This is a genomic window from Cytobacillus firmus DS1 (assembly GCF_000565285.1).
Taxonomy (GTDB): Bacteria; Bacillota; Bacilli; order Bacillales; family Cytobacillaceae; genus Cytobacillus; species Cytobacillus firmus_A.
This window is the reverse complement of the sequence record NZ_APVL01000004.1, coordinates 234239-248650: the sequence shown is the minus strand read 5'-3', so window position 1 is coordinate 248650 and position 14412 is coordinate 234239. Positions and strand designations below refer to the sequence as shown.

Below are 14412 nucleotides of genomic sequence, written 5' to 3'. Positions count from 1 at the left end.
ATATTAGATAGTACACAAACCCTGTCATTATAGAGGGTTTGAACCTGATTTTATCGAAAAAATATTTTATTAAAATAAAGAAAAACTGCCTTTCGACAGCTTTCGATTCTATTTGATTTAAGTATAAACCCGCTCATTTCTGCGCGAAAAGATTATTGTGAGAGAAACATATTGGTTTACCAGAATAGATTATTTACTATTTTCCCTCTTTCCAGCTTCCTGATCAGCCCTGTAGATGAAAGCGAATACCTCAGCAACAGCCTGATAAAGTTCTTCTGGAATTCCTTCATTGATATTAAGCTTGCCAAGAAGCTCAACAAGGGCAGGATCCTCCTGAACCGGAATACCATGTTCCTTAGCCTTTGCAAGGATATTTTCAGCTGTCAGGCCCTTCCCTTTTGCAGATATCTTTGGTGCCCCATGACTCTCAGGGTCATATGTTAATGCTACCGCTTCTTTTCTTTGTGCAACACGCTCTTTTTTCATATTCTTATGTCTACTCCGCTGAATTGATTTGCCTGTACAATCGATGTCATTGTTTCTTTTGCTAAAAGTGAATCTCCTGCAGGCTCAGGCTTCTGAAAGGAAACCGAGGACAGCTTATAATTTAATTTTAATAAATTTGATTTTAGTTCAGCTGCAAATGGAGCTGTTAACTCCTTTAGCTGGCTGTGCTCATTAATAACTGAAATGTTGATGATTCTGTTTTGGACCTGCAGGTCGATAATCGTTTCATTCAGATGCTCCAGATCCAAATAAAAGATAACCCGGCAATGGCTCGGATCAATGTTTCCGCCTTCTGTTCTTCTCCCGCTCCACTGCATTGTCAACTCGGAGATCTTTCCCCATAAAGAAACCGGCAGCTGAAAGATGTAGTGCTGCAATGGTCCGGATTCCTGCGAGAGAGCCTGAAAGCCGGTTATTTTATGCAGAAGCCGTTCCGCTGCATCTTTAGCTGCATGTGCAGGTTCTTCCGTTAAGAAGCCCATCAGGAGCGGTTTGAGGGTGTCCAGATTTTTGGCGGCTTCATCATCATACTGTTTTAATAACTTTAGAACGTCATGTTCATGAGAAAACCCCAATGTTGTGATTATTCTCTTTAACTCACTATGTATATTACGCTGGTCATATGGGAAATAAGATTCTGGACGCATGCTATTTTTCAGTTCTTCCAGCATTGTGCTTTGCTGAGGGTTGAGAGCAGCTCCCGCGGATGGTTTTTCACCGTCCAATATTCTTCCCGCCTGAACAGCAGCCTGCCTGAACTTGTCTCCACCTATTAAATGTTCTAAATCATCATTTATTGTAAGAGATAGAGCCGATTTGAAAAAGGTGTTAAGTAAATTTTTTTCTGCAGGAAAAGATATCCTGCCATTTCGAAATTCATTGAGTAAGGTTTGTAGAGCTTGAGCCTGGCCGCTGCTTTCAGACCTTTGTGCAATAACACCATTGAGTTTGGCCAAATTCAATATAAATTCCTGCCTGTTCCCTGTTTCGTTTGTTTTGAGAAGTTCAGTCAGTGACTGAATAATCGGTTTATTTTGAACGCCGTCCTCAATAAGCTGTTTTATGGCAGCACCCTCGGCAGCTTCACCCGGAAACATCCCCACTGCCTTCAGGAGCTGGAAAGCTGTACGGGAACCTGCCTGATCTTTAGCATTCAGCCACTCTGAAAACAGTCTGACTACTGCCTGCTGGCCCAGTTTGTCCCTTGAAGTCTTTGTCAGGTTCCCCAGCAGGGAGTATATTTGCTGCCCTTTGGATGATAAATCGGCTCCCTTTAACTCATCCTGCAATTCTCCCATAAGGGAAGAAAGAGAGTCCCCGTTTAAGACTGAGGATAGCGCTGAATAAACATCCTTCGTAAAGGGAAGTTGCCTTATTATCAGCTCTTTTACAGTCTTCAGGCTTTCAGCAGCAGATTTGCTATCATAGATCCATTCCGATGCCATTCTTAATGTTTCACCAGTAATCGGAAGCTGCTCCTTAAGAAAATATTGAATGAGCATTTTATTTTCCCGGGACAACTGCATTCCCAGTTGACTTAAAAGGCTTTCAGCCGGAGCTCCTTTACTTTGTCCTTTTACAGATTCCATTACTCTTAACCGCAGCAGTCCTTCACCCGGCTCGACCCTGAACCAATATCTATTGTCCGCTGACAAAGGGGTTTCTAGCTGCGCAATCACTTTATGTGAACCGATCTGCACCTCTGCCGTCTGATTCGGAAATAGCTTTGCCACTTTTCCGCTGACAATTTGCCCTGGCCTGAATGCAGCCGTATTTCCTGCATTGCTCTGGTCATGCCTTATGATTTTTTGAATTAATTCAGACGGCTTCATACCTTCACCTTCTATTCTATTTTTAATAGGATCTTTTCGTATTAAATGTTGTTATCGCCTACCAATGTTTTCCGTTGATTTTCGCTCCAGGCTTCCCGTTTTCCGAGGAGCGTGTGTTAAGCCTCCTCGACGCTGCGCGCCTGCGGGTCTCACCTCTCCCGCTACTCCCTCTGGAGTCTCGCACCTTCCGCTACAATCAACTCAGTAAATAAAATACAAAAAGCAACAAACCTTGCGAAAACAGCCTTTCAATAAGAATCTTTTATTGGCGCAAAGCTTTTCCGGTGATAAGGCGTAATTCCATGAAGTGTTATCGCTTCAAGATGCTCCTTAGTCCCATAGCCCATATTTTTCCCGAATCCATACTGTGGATACTCTTTGCCTATTTCAGCCATCATTCTGTCTCTTGTAACCTTGGCTATGATCGAGGCTGCTGCAATCGTTACGCTTTTGCCATCTCCCTTAATGATTGCTTCCATTGGATAAGGTGTTAAAAGTTTTACGGCATCTACAAGCAGGAAGTCCGGTTTTGGATTCAGGCCTTCAATCGCTGACAGCATTGCCTTTTTTGTCGCTTCAAAAATATTGATGCGGTCGATTTCCTCTGGCTCGATGATCCCTACGCTGATCGCCTCGGCCTCAGTGTTAATGATTTCAAAATATTCTGCTCTTTTTTGTTCGGACACTTTTTTTGAATCATCTAATCCCGGCAGATAAAAGTTTTCAGGCAAAATAACTGCTGCAGCTACCACCGGCCCCGCAAGCGGCCCTCTGCCGACTTCATCTATTCCGGCAATTAATTGAAAACCCTGACTTCTGTACTGACATTCATACCTGGTCATTTCTTTATGCTTCTCATATATTTTCTTTTGTAACAGCTGACGTGAATGCCATTTTGCCAAAAGCTGCTGCACGCCTTTTCTGTCATCCTGTTTGATTGATTGAAGGAACGGATCATCCTCTAACTCAATTGTTTTCATCTTTTCTTCTATTTGGCGAATGGTTAACCTTGCCATGTTTTTCACCTTCTCATTCTAATCTATGTATCGGCATTTCTGCCAAAAAATAAAGGCCTTCTGCGAACAGAAGGTCTTCATTAAAATTATTCAGCTTCATTCCGCACTGCCATTTCTTCCGGCAGCTCCAGTGTAATTGGCCCCATTTTTTCAGAACGGAATTCTCTGATTACCAGCTCAGTTACCTTATCATAATCAATTTCGCCGCCGCCCATCAGGCAGCCGCGCAGCCTGCCGATTTTATCAAAGACTTCAACGATATCTTCCGGGATTTCTTCGATCTGGTAGCGGTCATTCAGACGATCCGGATATCTGTCGCCGAGAAAGCGCAAGGCATATACTGCAACATCCTGGAGATTTAAGATAGTATCCTTGATCGCTCCTGTCAGAGCCAGCTTAAGACCTACTTCCTGATCTTCAAATTTTGGCCATAATATTCCCGGGGTATCGAGCAGCTCCAGCTCTTTCCCTACCTTTATCCACTGCTGGGCTTTCGTAACGCCTGGAGTATTTCCTGTCTTTGCAATATTCTTTTTGGCCAGGCGATTGATAAGAGTGGATTTTCCGGCGTTTGGAATACCGACAATCATTGCCCGGATTGCCCTTGGCTTGACACCTTTCGCTCTCATTCGATCAAACTTCTCCTGAAGAATTTCCTGAGATGCAGAGACAATTTCTTTCATTCCTTGTCCAGCCTGTGAGTTTATTGCAAGTGCCCTTATGCCCTTATTTTCAAAATGTCTGATCCACTTCTTCGTCGCTTCTTTATCAGCCATGTCAGCTTTATTCAACAAAACAAGCCGGGGTTTATGCTGAATAATTTCATCAATCATCGGGTTTCGTGATGAATAAGGAATTCTTGCATCAACGAGCTCAAAGATGATATCAACCAGTTTTAATTTTTCTGTAACCTGCCTGCGGGCTTTCGCCATATGGCCGGGAAACCACTGTATCGTCACAGCTGGCCACCTCCATCCAATATGTATTTACAATAGGAAGAATCAATCAACGATTCGAATGTCCTCTATAGGCCAATATATTACCCCGGCATCTCCAAGGACTTCTTCCATAGCAACAGGGCCAATGTGACGGCTGTCCTTGCTGAAGCGGCGGTTGTCTCCCATTACAAACAAGTGGCCTTCTGGCACTGTTTCCTGTCCTATCTTTTCTTTTAAAGTAAACGGCTCCGTCAGCGGACCGTCAATTACCTGCTTCTTATATTCATCAAGGTATGGCTCTTCATAAGCTTTTCCATTTACATAAAGAGTATCATCTTTATATTCAATCTTATCTCCTGGAAGACCTATTACTCTTTTGATGTAATCTTTGTTTTCCGGTGCATGGAATACAATGATATCGAAGCGCTCCGGCTCTCCAATCTTATAGCTGAACTTATTAACAATCATTCGATCCTGATCATGCAATGTTGGCATCATGGATAAGCCGTCAACCACAATCGGCGCAAATAAAAAATATCTGATGACTGCCGCTAACAGGACTGCGATTACAAGAGCTTTTGTCCATTCCCACAATTCATTTTTCTTTTTTGCCATAGCCTTCCCCACCATTCTTCCGTCAAAAATTATGCTTATATCCCTGCATGTACCGCAGTAAGTGATTTCTATTGTTTATTGTACAAAAATTCATCTTAATAAACACGATGGGAATCTCATTTATATATTATTTAACATTTATGTAATATTATTTGCATTCTGCTTCATGAAAGAAAAAGGAGCTTGAATATCAAGCTCCTTCTTTTCTTTATTATCGAATTTCTTTGATACGAGCTTTTTTACCGCGAAGGTTACGCAGGTAGTAAAGTTTCGCACGGCGTACTTTACCGCGGCGGATAACTTCAAGCTTCGCAATCTTAGGTGTGTGCACAGGGAATGTACGCTCAACGCCTACACCGTAAGAAATCTTACGAACTGTGAAAGTTTCGCTGATTCCACCACCACGACGCTTAATCACAACACCTTCGTATACCTGAACACGCTCACGAGTTCCCTCAACAATACTTACGTGTACACGTACAGTATCACCAGGACGGAAAGACGGAAGGTCAGTACGAAGCTGTTCTTTTGTGATTTCTTCAATTAACTTTTGCATCGTTTTCAACTCCTCTCAACAGACGCTCTTGCACAACCTATGTTTGCAGCGGAACATCTTTATCAGACGTAAACTGAACAAGTTCAGCCTAAGTCACAAAAAGTATCATATCATATTTGGACGACAACTTCAATGTTAATTATCTTCTTTTTTTATTTCATTTAACCATTTTTGCTGTTCACTTGTTAATTCTGCATCTTCAAGAAGATCAGGCCGTCTTAAATAAGTTCTTCTCAAGGATTCTTTGGCTCTCCATTCTTCGACAAGGCGGTGATTGCCTGACATGAGAACATCAGGCACTTTAATGCCTCTGAAGTCGGCAGGACGCGTATAATGAGGATGTTCAAGAAACCCTGTGCTAAAAGAATCTTTCATATGAGATTCCTGGTTGCCTAATACACCGGGCAGCAATCGGACGACACTGTCGATTACGACCATCGCTCCAAGCTCTCCGCCAGTCAGCACAAAATCACCAATTGAAATTTCATCTGTCACAACATGTTCACGTATTCTTTCATCATACCCCTCGTAATGGCCGCATACAAAAATCAGGTGATCTGCTTCTGCCAGTTCTTCGGCTTTTTTTTGCGTATAGCGTTCCCCTTGGGGGCACAGCAGGATAACCCTTGGAGACGCACCGCTTTTACTGCGAAGATCCTCAACCGCATCAAAAATCGGCTGCGGTTTTAAAACCATCCCTGCTCCACCGCCATATGGGTAGTCATCAACGGTTTTGTGCTTATTGTCGGCATACTCCCTAAAGTTGACCACATTGTACGTTACCGCTTCATTTTCTGCGGCTTTTTTTAATATGGAATGCCCAAAGACCCCTTCAAACATTTCAGGAAACAGCGTGAGCACATCAATATTCATCATGAAAGCAATCCTTCAATCGCATTAATTTTCACAAGTTTATCTTCCACATTAACTTCTTTAACAACATCTTCAATATACGGGATTAGAATTTCCTTGCCGCCTTTTGCTTTAATTACCCACACATCATTCGCTCCGGGAGAAAGAATTTCTTTGATTTTGCCTACTTCTTCTCCATCAAGTGTTTCAACCGTACAGCCTATGATTTCATGGTAGTAAAATTCATCCTCTTCGAGATCGCCAAGCTGTTCTTCTGAAATTTTCAGAATGCCGCCCTTCATTTTTTCAATCTGATTGATGTTCTCGTAGCCTTCAAAAGTAAGAAGATCAAATGATTTATGAGTGCGGTGTGATTTCACTGTCAGTTCAATGGGATCACCTTTTGTGTCAGGCATGAACAAATAAAGTTTATTTCCCGGCTTATACCTGTCTTCAGCAAAGTCTGTTTTTGAAATGACTCTCGCTTCCCCTTTAATGCCATGGGTGTTCACAATTTTTCCAACGTTAAACCATTTCTGCATCCACTATCACCTCTAGCGTATTTCATCAACAATTCCATCTCTTATGATGATTGTTTTCCCTTTTTCTATGTCTTCCCAGGCGGTACCCTTTTGAACCTCGATAATCGCCTGGACTTCTTTTTCTTTTAATTCACTACCTAATGGTAGCATATGTAATTGTTCTATTTGAAAATCCAGCAGCTGGACTTTTTCCTGCCTCAGTTGAATTTCTTTTTCAAAGTGCTGCTTCAGACTGGCCGGATGCAGTTTTTTGGTTTTTTCCTGTTTTTTCAGTTCAAACCTCAGCTGATCACTTTCTTTCTGCAGCTGCTTTTTTTTGGCCGCATAGCCTTCCAGCAGTTCTTTCTTGCTGTTCTCTGTCAGCACCTGCTTAACTGTAACCGTTTGGATAATGTTCATGTACAGCGCCTCCCAAATCATAATCCGAATGAAAAAACGGCGTTACTGACACTGCTGTCACATTCATAGTTGGCGATGTTTATTTTTTAGATTGTAAAAAAAGGAGGGGAAACCCCTCCTTTTTTGGCTGCATCCTGCTCATTGCAGGATAATTATTCGATGATCTCTAAAAAGATCTTCTTTTGTTCTGATGAACCTGCTGCGTAAACAACGGTCCGTATTGCTTTCGCAACGCGCCCTTGCTTCCCAATTACTTTCCCCATGTCATTCCTGTTGACAGAAAGCTGATAGGTTACGCGCTGATCCTCTTCATGGACATTCACTTGAACATCTTCCGGAAAATCAACAAGGGGCTTAACAATCGTTTCGATAAGCTCTTTCATCTTATAATGAATTACTTACCGTTTTTAGCGTTATGGAATTTTTCCATAATGCCTTGCTTAGAGAAAAGGTTACGTACTGTATCAGATGGCTTAGCACCTGTCTGAAGCCATTTAAGAGCCAACTCTTCATTGATTTCAACGATCGCTGGTTGAGCAACCGGATTGTAAGTTCCTACTGTTTCAATGAAACGTCCGTCACGAGGAGAACGAGAATCAGCTACAACGATACGATAGAAAGGGTTTTTATGAGCACCCATACGCTTTAAACGAATTTTTACTGCCATTTTAAATAAGCACCTCCGAATAGTTTCACACAAGATAGTATAATATCAGATAGTTAATTAGTTTGTAAAGGTTTTTTTCTTTACATGTTATGAAAAGCTTAAATAGCGGCTTAAAAAGGGTTAAAAGGAAGCTTGAATCCGCCTTTTTTCTTGCCTTTTTGCTGCATGCCAGCCATTTGCTTCATCATCTTTTTCATGTCTTCAAATTGCTTCAGCAGACGGTTTACTTCAGGAACGGTTCTTCCGCTTCCCTTGGCAATCCGTTTGCGGCGGCTTGAATTGATGATTTCCGGATGAGTTTTCTCTTCCTTAGTCATCGACTTAATAATGGCTTCCACGTGAGTGATTTGCTTCTCATCGATTTGCATATTATTCAAGCCTTTGATTTTGTTGGCGCCAGGCATCATTTTCAGAAGCTCATCAAGAGGTCCCATTTGGCGGACCTGACCAAGCTGATCCAAAAAGTCATCAAATGTGAAAGAAGCAGTGCGCATCTTCTGCTCAAGCTCTTTTGCCTTTTCTTCATCCACATTGGCCTGTGCTTTTTCAATTAGGGATAAGACATCCCCCATACCTAAAATACGGGATGCCATCCGTTCTGGGTGGAATGCTTCAAGGGCATCAAGCTTTTCACCAAGACCGACGAATTTAATCGGCGTGTTTGTAACGGATCTAATGGATAGAGCCGCACCGCCTCGGGTATCGCCATCCAGCTTTGTCAGGACTACTCCTGTAAGACCCAGCAGGTCATTGAAGCTTTGTGCTACGTTAACCGCATCTTGACCAGTCATGGCATCTACAACAAGGAAAATTTCATCTGGATTGGAAAGCTCTTTGATTTGCTTTAGCTCATCCATTAAAGCTTCATCCACATGCAGTCTTCCTGCTGTATCGATTAGAACATAATCATTATGGTCCTCTTTTGCCTTTGCGATTGCCTGTTTTGCAATTTCGACAGGACTGACTTGATCGCCAAGGGAGAAGACAGGCATATTCAGCTGTTTGCCAAGCGTTTCGAGCTGTTTAATCGCCGCAGGGCGGTAAATGTCTGCAGCAACCAGCATCGGATTGCGGTTATACTTTTTGCGGAGCAGGTTCGCAAGTTTTCCGGTTGTAGTCGTTTTACCGGCACCCTGAAGACCGACCATCATAATGACTGTCGGCGGGCGATTGGAAACAGCAATTTTGCTCTGCTCTCCGCCCATCAGCTCCGTTAATTCTTCTTTAACAACCTTTATTACCTGCTGTCCCGGCGTCAGGCTCTTTAATACTTCCTGCCCGACAGCGCGTTCACTGACTTTTTTGACGAACTCCTTGACAACTTTGAAGTTAACATCCGCTTCCAAAAGGGCGAGTCGGACTTCACGCATCATTTCTTTTACATCCGCTTCATTGATTTTGCCTTTTCCGCGGATCTTCTGAATTGTATTTTGCAGTCGGTCGGCCAATCCTTCAAATGCCATATATGCCGCCTCCTAATCTAATTTCTCAAGCTCTGCCACTGCTTCTTCCAATGCCTCACGGGAAGGGGAGCCTTCCTGAAGCATTTCTTTAATTTCTGCAATCAGCTTGCTGCGCTCTTGAAATTTATGAAATAATAGTAGCTTTTCTTCATACTCTTCAAGCATTGCTTCTGTTCTCTTAATGTTGTCATAAACCGCTTGCCGGCTAACATCATATTCCTCTGCAATCTCTCCAAGCGAAAAATCATCCAGGTAGTAAAGGGACATATAGCTTCTCTGCTTAGGAGTTAACAACGATTGGTAGAAATCATAAAGGTAGTTCATCCTCGTTGTCTTTTCGAGCATCCCTATTCCCCCTTGTTAAGTGAAAAGCCTTTACAAAGTAAGTTTACATAGAATTTCACAGCATGTCAAGAAAATATCTTTACAGTGCTGGCTGCACCTATTTCCGGGTAAGCGCTGAAGGCATCATTCAACTCTGATTTAACTTATTTCTTCCTGTTTTTTGCATCCAGCAGCCTTTTCATCCGTTCTTCTTTTTCTTTCGGCGAGGGTTCTGATGCTGGTTTTAGCCGGTTTGGCTTTTTTGTTTTTGTTTTTTCCGATGTTTCCTTTATAGGAATTTCCCCTAGAAGTTTAACTGGCACCTGATCGGAAGGAGACGTTTTTTTTCTGGAAGCTTTAAGTTTTGGTATCTTCATAGGCACATCCGGCTTTTCTTTTACTTTTCTGTTTTTCTTCAAAATTCCCGCTGCGAGACCCGTTAGACCAAAGCGCCGTACTGCGATTTCTGAAAAAAAGAACAGGAATGCAGCCAGAAGCAGCCATTCGCTGATTGGCTGTTTAGTGCTTGCCGGTTTTTTCAGCGGCCGGAATGCTTCTTCTCCGCTCGCCAGCTCCTTGCCTCCAGTCATTTTTGAGAGTGACTTCAAATGCTCTTTATTTGTTCCCTTTTGCAAATACTCCTCAGAATAAGGAATGGTAAAACCGGTTTGATGAATCTGATCATTCCCATTCTGATCTGTCTGTTTAATATTTAAAAAATACATTCCCGCACTTTCAGGCATCAGCGCCTCATACTTACCTGGCGCAGTAAGCCTCATATTGGCTTCTACCTGTTCACCCGTTTCGGACACGATGGATGTTTCAATAGGCAAAGTAATGCTTGCCGCAGACTCCAGCCTGAGTACTGTACTACCATCCTTGTTCTCAACATCAACCCTATATGGTTCACTTTCATATTGCGGCAGGGTTTTAGTAACAAGCTGATTAATAAAGGACGGCCACTTTTCCCAGCTTGCCCATTCTCCCGACCACTTGCCGGAGATGTCGGATGTAAAGGCCGCAGTCCACCCCATTCCATATTGCCATTCAGCAAGTACCGGGTCTTTTTTTTCACTTAACAGCGGCACCTGTGCCCGCGGCTTAGCAGTGGAAGCTATATAAGCATTCATTTCCGGCACACCTTTTTCAAAGAGTGAGGACCAGTCCGGGTAGGGCTGGATACTTGGGTAAAATGGATTATCTTCGATATAGGTTCGCGTAGCCATTACGGTTTCACGAGATAAAATGCTCGGTATGACGGAAGAGTCTGTAACATCGTAAAAACGGCCTGAACCCATTCCCGCAAGTTCTTCCAGCAGCCCTCTATCAGCATCCTGGCCAAGTGCAACAGTTGAGAGAGTGATATTCTTCTCTTTCCCGCTTTCGATTAAAAGTTCATAGTCTCCATTTGTGGCAGACTGGCCATCTGTCAGCAAAATGATATGCTTTCTCTGCAGCTGTAAATCTTCAAGCTCATTGTATGCCTGTTCCAGAGAAGTAAAAATTTCTGTCCCCCCGCCTGGTGTAATGGATTTGATTTTTTCAATTGCCTTCTTCTTATCCTTAAGAGGCTTGGTTTCAAGGATTTCCCATGGCCGGTCATCAAATGCAATGAATCCGAGTGTATCTTCTTCACGCAGCAGTTCCACTGAACGGGCAGCCGCCTCTTTCGCCAATTCAATTTTATTTCCTGCCATGCTTCCAGAACGGTCCATAACTAACACAAGACCTAAGGAAGGCATTTCTTTCTTGCCTTTGATATCCATATTCACCGGAAGCAACTTCTCAATCGGAGTTTTAAAATAGCCCCCCAGCCCGAAGCTTTCTTCACCGCCAAACATAATAAAACCAGTGCCGAATTCTTTCACTGCCTTCTCCATCAGGATCATTTGCTTCTCTGAGATAACTGTTGCAGGGACATTATTAAAAATAATCGACTGATATTGCAAATAACCAGAGAGAACGGTCGGGAGCTTCTCTGGAATAACGGTGTCTGTATCCAGGCCTGAACCTTTTAAGAGATTCGCAATATCACCAGCTTCCTCTCCTTGTACAATCAGGACCTTAGGTGTCCCCTTCACATTCACAACTGAGTGAAGTGTATTGTTTTCAGAGTAGGCATCCCGGTCTGCAGCTATTTCTGCTTTATACACCGTTAACCCTGTGGTATCCGCTTTGTGGGTAAACGTATAAACATTTTTCCCTTCGTTTACTTGAACGGTTTCCTTTAATACTTCTTTATGATTTACCGATAGTCTGATATCAGCTTCTTTGGCAATATTGCTGGTAACTTCTATTGTAATCGGAGCTTCTTCTCCTAAATATATTGAAGGAGGAACGTTTAATTCTGAGATTGATACATCGTCACCTGCTGCTGTTCTTAATGGCACATGGTCAATCTCGATATTCCGGTTTTTTAAGACTGCTGCAGCTTCCAGGCTTTCGCCCTCCGTTTCATTCCCGTCCGTCATCAGGACAATTCTGCCGGAAGACTCCCGCGGAATGAGTGAAGCAGCAAATTGCAGGCCTGCTTCGAGATTCGATTGGGAATCATCAGCCATCCCATTAAATTCGTTTATAGCTTCACGGTTTCTGCCCAAATTCTGTTCAAGCACTGCATTTTTTCCAAAAGCGGCCACTGCAAATTGATCGTCATTTTTACTGTGGCTGATGCTGTTTTCTATCCAGGCCAGTGCTTCCTCATTTGTGCCAATGCTTGCAGAACGGTCTGCCAGAAATACGACGGTCTGTCCCTTTACCGGAAGAACCACCTGGGGAATAGTAAGTGCAATAATTAATAATGAGAAAATGAACAGCCTCAGGACTGCAATCCAGAATTTTTCATTTCCTTTTCCCCTGTGATTTCGAATAAATAAAAAGACGATCAAGACAGCAGGAATCAGGAGCAGAAACAGGATGGGATATTTAACCTCTATGCCCACGGCGATATACCTCCCATTCGATAGCAATCAGGATTAAAGCTATTAACGCCAGCCAGAACCAGAGACTTTCATTAGGCCTTTGGGTCATACTGCTTTTTTCTGATGATTTAGCATTCAGTGTGAAGGATTCTTCTGTTCCTGCACTTTTCTCCCTTTCATCCAGAAGGACGGAAAAATAATAAATTTGATTTCCTGATACAGCCTGGTAAGTTCCGGGTATTATAGGAGCTTTAAAGGTTTCCTTATTTAGATCAAGAGAGTATAAATTTTCGTCTTTATTATTGAAAATTTCCCAGCTTCCAGTTCCATTGCCGATATTAATCCATCTTTCTTCTCCGGAGCTGAAATATCCGAGGAAATCTGATTGCTGAGATAGCCACTGGTAAGAGTTATACAGAAAGATTGGAAAACCTGGCAGGAGAGGCCAATCTGTGTCGGACAGATCAAAATTGACGATAATAATTGGCTGCCCATTATGCATTCCCCTTTGGATTAAAGGAATATCTCCGCTTTTCAATACAGTCTCCCATTCTCCTTTCAGAACGGAGGATGCAGAACTGATATACACCTTTTCAAAGTTTGCATATTCAAAAAGACGATCATCATCCCCGGAAATTGCTTCTTCAAGTTTTGTTTTATCTTTGCTTGTATTAAAAAAGATCATCGGCAGCTCCGGGAGTTCCGATAAAGTGCTTCCTTCTGCCACAATGACACCTTTCATATCCAAACCTTTGAGAGCAGCCGGATCTGTCTGCAGCAAATCGGCACCAATAGTTTGAAAGCCCTTCACAGCAAATGGATTTACATCTCCCATAGTGTAAACCTCTGGTTTTGGGTCTGTGTAAATAGAGGCTGCATGATTATCTGCACTATAGCCATCACTAATGGAGACTGCTGCCTCGTAGTAAGGTTTTTCCGGCAGATTTTTTATTTGAACGGTTTTCTCCTCATTTGCTTTTAATGATAGATTCTGTTCAAACAGGACTTCTTCCTCAGATTTCACTGTGAAACCTGTCTCTATATTTCCAGAAGACTGGTTTTCTATCACTGCAACTGCTGAAATACCATCACCGGCGGCCGCTGTCCCAAATGACTGCAGCGACACATTCCCTGCGTTCTCTCCAATATTATGTACCACAGTATATAGACCGGCCAATTCCTTCATTAAATCTTTCTTTCCAGCTGAATCTGAAAAGATATGAAGAGCCGTGTCTTTTCCTGAAGATAAGGAGCCTGCCAAAAGAATGGCTTCTTCGATATTCTCATGTTCATAAGTAAGCTCAAGCCCCTCAATGGTTCTTCGAATAGCATTTGGATCATCTTCCCGGCTTAAAAGAATCTCATTTTTCTCTCCTGCTTTAATTAAGCTTACCTGCTGGCCATTAAGCTTGCCCGCCAGACCAAGCATTTCCTCTTTTGCGATCTCAAAACGGCTTTTCCCTCCGCTTTCAGCCGACATAGAGGCGGATGGATCTGTGATGATGATTATGTGTTCTCCTTTTAAAGAATTTTCAAGCCAAAATGGACGCACAAGAGACAGCATCAATAATAGAAGTGCCAATAATTGCAGCCAAAATAACAGATTCTGCTGAAGCTTTTTCAGCCAAGGGGAAGCCTGCCATTCATTCAGCACCTGCTCCCAGAGCAAATTGGATGAGATGGTCTTTTCCGTATACTGCTTCCGAAAGAAATAAAATAGGACAACTGCTCCGATAAAAACGGATAAAATAAAATAAGCAGGATTTAAGAATTGCATTTT

15 protein-coding genes are annotated in these 14412 nt (G+C 42.6%); all 15 read right to left on the bottom strand.

What is annotated here, in order from left to right:
- Nucleotides 1-189 precede the first annotated feature (189 nt).
- Nucleotides 190-486, bottom strand: a complete 297-nt coding sequence (locus PBF_RS07360) for an EscU/YscU/HrcU family type III secretion system export apparatus switch protein (protein ID WP_035328936.1) — start codon at nucleotides 484-486, stop codon at nucleotides 190-192.
- Complete coding sequence (locus PBF_RS07355; RefSeq protein WP_035328934.1) at nucleotides 483-2339, bottom strand: hypothetical protein; 1857 nt, start codon at nucleotides 2337-2339, stop codon at nucleotides 483-485. The genes PBF_RS07360 and PBF_RS07355 overlap by 4 nt, the downstream gene beginning before the upstream one ends.
- A 248-nt stretch (nucleotides 2340-2587) precedes the next feature.
- Entirely contained in the window at nucleotides 2588-3355 is a 768-nt protein-coding gene (locus PBF_RS07350) for a ribonuclease HII (protein ID WP_035328932.1), read from the bottom strand.
- An 86-nt stretch (nucleotides 3356-3441) separates the two neighbouring features.
- Nucleotides 3442-4314 carry a ribosome biogenesis GTPase YlqF gene (gene ylqF / locus PBF_RS07345; protein ID WP_035328930.1) on the bottom strand — a complete coding sequence of 291 codons (873 nt, stop codon included), beginning with the start codon at nucleotides 4312-4314 and terminating at the stop codon, nucleotides 3442-3444.
- A gap of 42 nt (nucleotides 4315-4356) precedes the next feature.
- Nucleotides 4357-4908 (bottom strand): signal peptidase I, encoded by a 552-nt coding sequence (gene lepB, locus PBF_RS07340; RefSeq protein WP_035328928.1) that lies wholly within the window; start codon nucleotides 4906-4908, stop codon nucleotides 4357-4359.
- A 211-nt stretch (nucleotides 4909-5119) separates the two neighbouring features.
- Nucleotides 5120-5464 (bottom strand): 50S ribosomal protein L19, encoded by a 345-nt coding sequence (gene rplS / locus PBF_RS07335; RefSeq protein WP_009330779.1) that lies wholly within the window; start codon nucleotides 5462-5464, stop codon nucleotides 5120-5122.
- A 135-nt stretch (nucleotides 5465-5599) separates the two neighbouring features.
- Nucleotides 5600-6337 (bottom strand): tRNA (guanosine(37)-N1)-methyltransferase TrmD, encoded by a 738-nt coding sequence (trmD, locus tag PBF_RS07330; protein ID WP_035329117.1) that lies wholly within the window; start codon nucleotides 6335-6337, stop codon nucleotides 5600-5602.
- Nucleotides 6337-6858, bottom strand: a complete 522-nt coding sequence (rimM, locus tag PBF_RS07325; protein WP_035328926.1) for a ribosome maturation factor RimM — start codon at nucleotides 6856-6858, stop codon at nucleotides 6337-6339. The genes trmD and rimM overlap by 1 nt, the downstream gene beginning before the upstream one ends.
- Nucleotides 6859-6870: 12 nt before the next feature.
- Nucleotides 6871-7257 (bottom strand): YlqD family protein, encoded by a 387-nt coding sequence (locus PBF_RS07320; RefSeq protein ID WP_035328924.1) that lies wholly within the window; start codon nucleotides 7255-7257, stop codon nucleotides 6871-6873.
- A gap of 152 nt (nucleotides 7258-7409) precedes the next feature.
- On the bottom strand, nucleotides 7410-7640 hold the full coding sequence (locus PBF_RS07315; RefSeq protein ID WP_035328922.1) for a KH domain-containing protein: 231 nt from the start codon (nucleotides 7638-7640) through the stop codon (nucleotides 7410-7412).
- A gap of 11 nt (nucleotides 7641-7651) precedes the next feature.
- Complete coding sequence (rpsP, locus tag PBF_RS07310) at nucleotides 7652-7924, bottom strand: 30S ribosomal protein S16 (RefSeq protein ID WP_009330784.1); 273 nt, start codon at nucleotides 7922-7924, stop codon at nucleotides 7652-7654.
- A gap of 110 nt (nucleotides 7925-8034) precedes the next feature.
- Complete coding sequence (gene ffh, locus PBF_RS07305; protein ID WP_035328920.1) at nucleotides 8035-9387, bottom strand: signal recognition particle protein; 1353 nt, start codon at nucleotides 9385-9387, stop codon at nucleotides 8035-8037.
- A 12-nt stretch (nucleotides 9388-9399) separates the two neighbouring features.
- Nucleotides 9400-9732, bottom strand: a complete 333-nt coding sequence (locus PBF_RS07300; RefSeq protein WP_035328918.1) for a putative DNA-binding protein — start codon at nucleotides 9730-9732, stop codon at nucleotides 9400-9402.
- A gap of 143 nt (nucleotides 9733-9875) precedes the next feature.
- Entirely contained in the window at nucleotides 9876-12653 is a 2778-nt protein-coding gene (locus PBF_RS07295) for a VWA domain-containing protein (protein WP_035328916.1), read from the bottom strand.
- Nucleotides 12637-14409 carry a vWA domain-containing protein gene (locus PBF_RS07290; protein ID WP_035328914.1) on the bottom strand — a complete coding sequence of 591 codons (1773 nt, stop codon included), beginning with the start codon at nucleotides 14407-14409 and terminating at the stop codon, nucleotides 12637-12639. Before PBF_RS07290 ends, PBF_RS07295 begins: the two co-directional genes overlap by 17 nt.
- Nucleotides 14410-14412 lie beyond the last annotated feature (3 nt).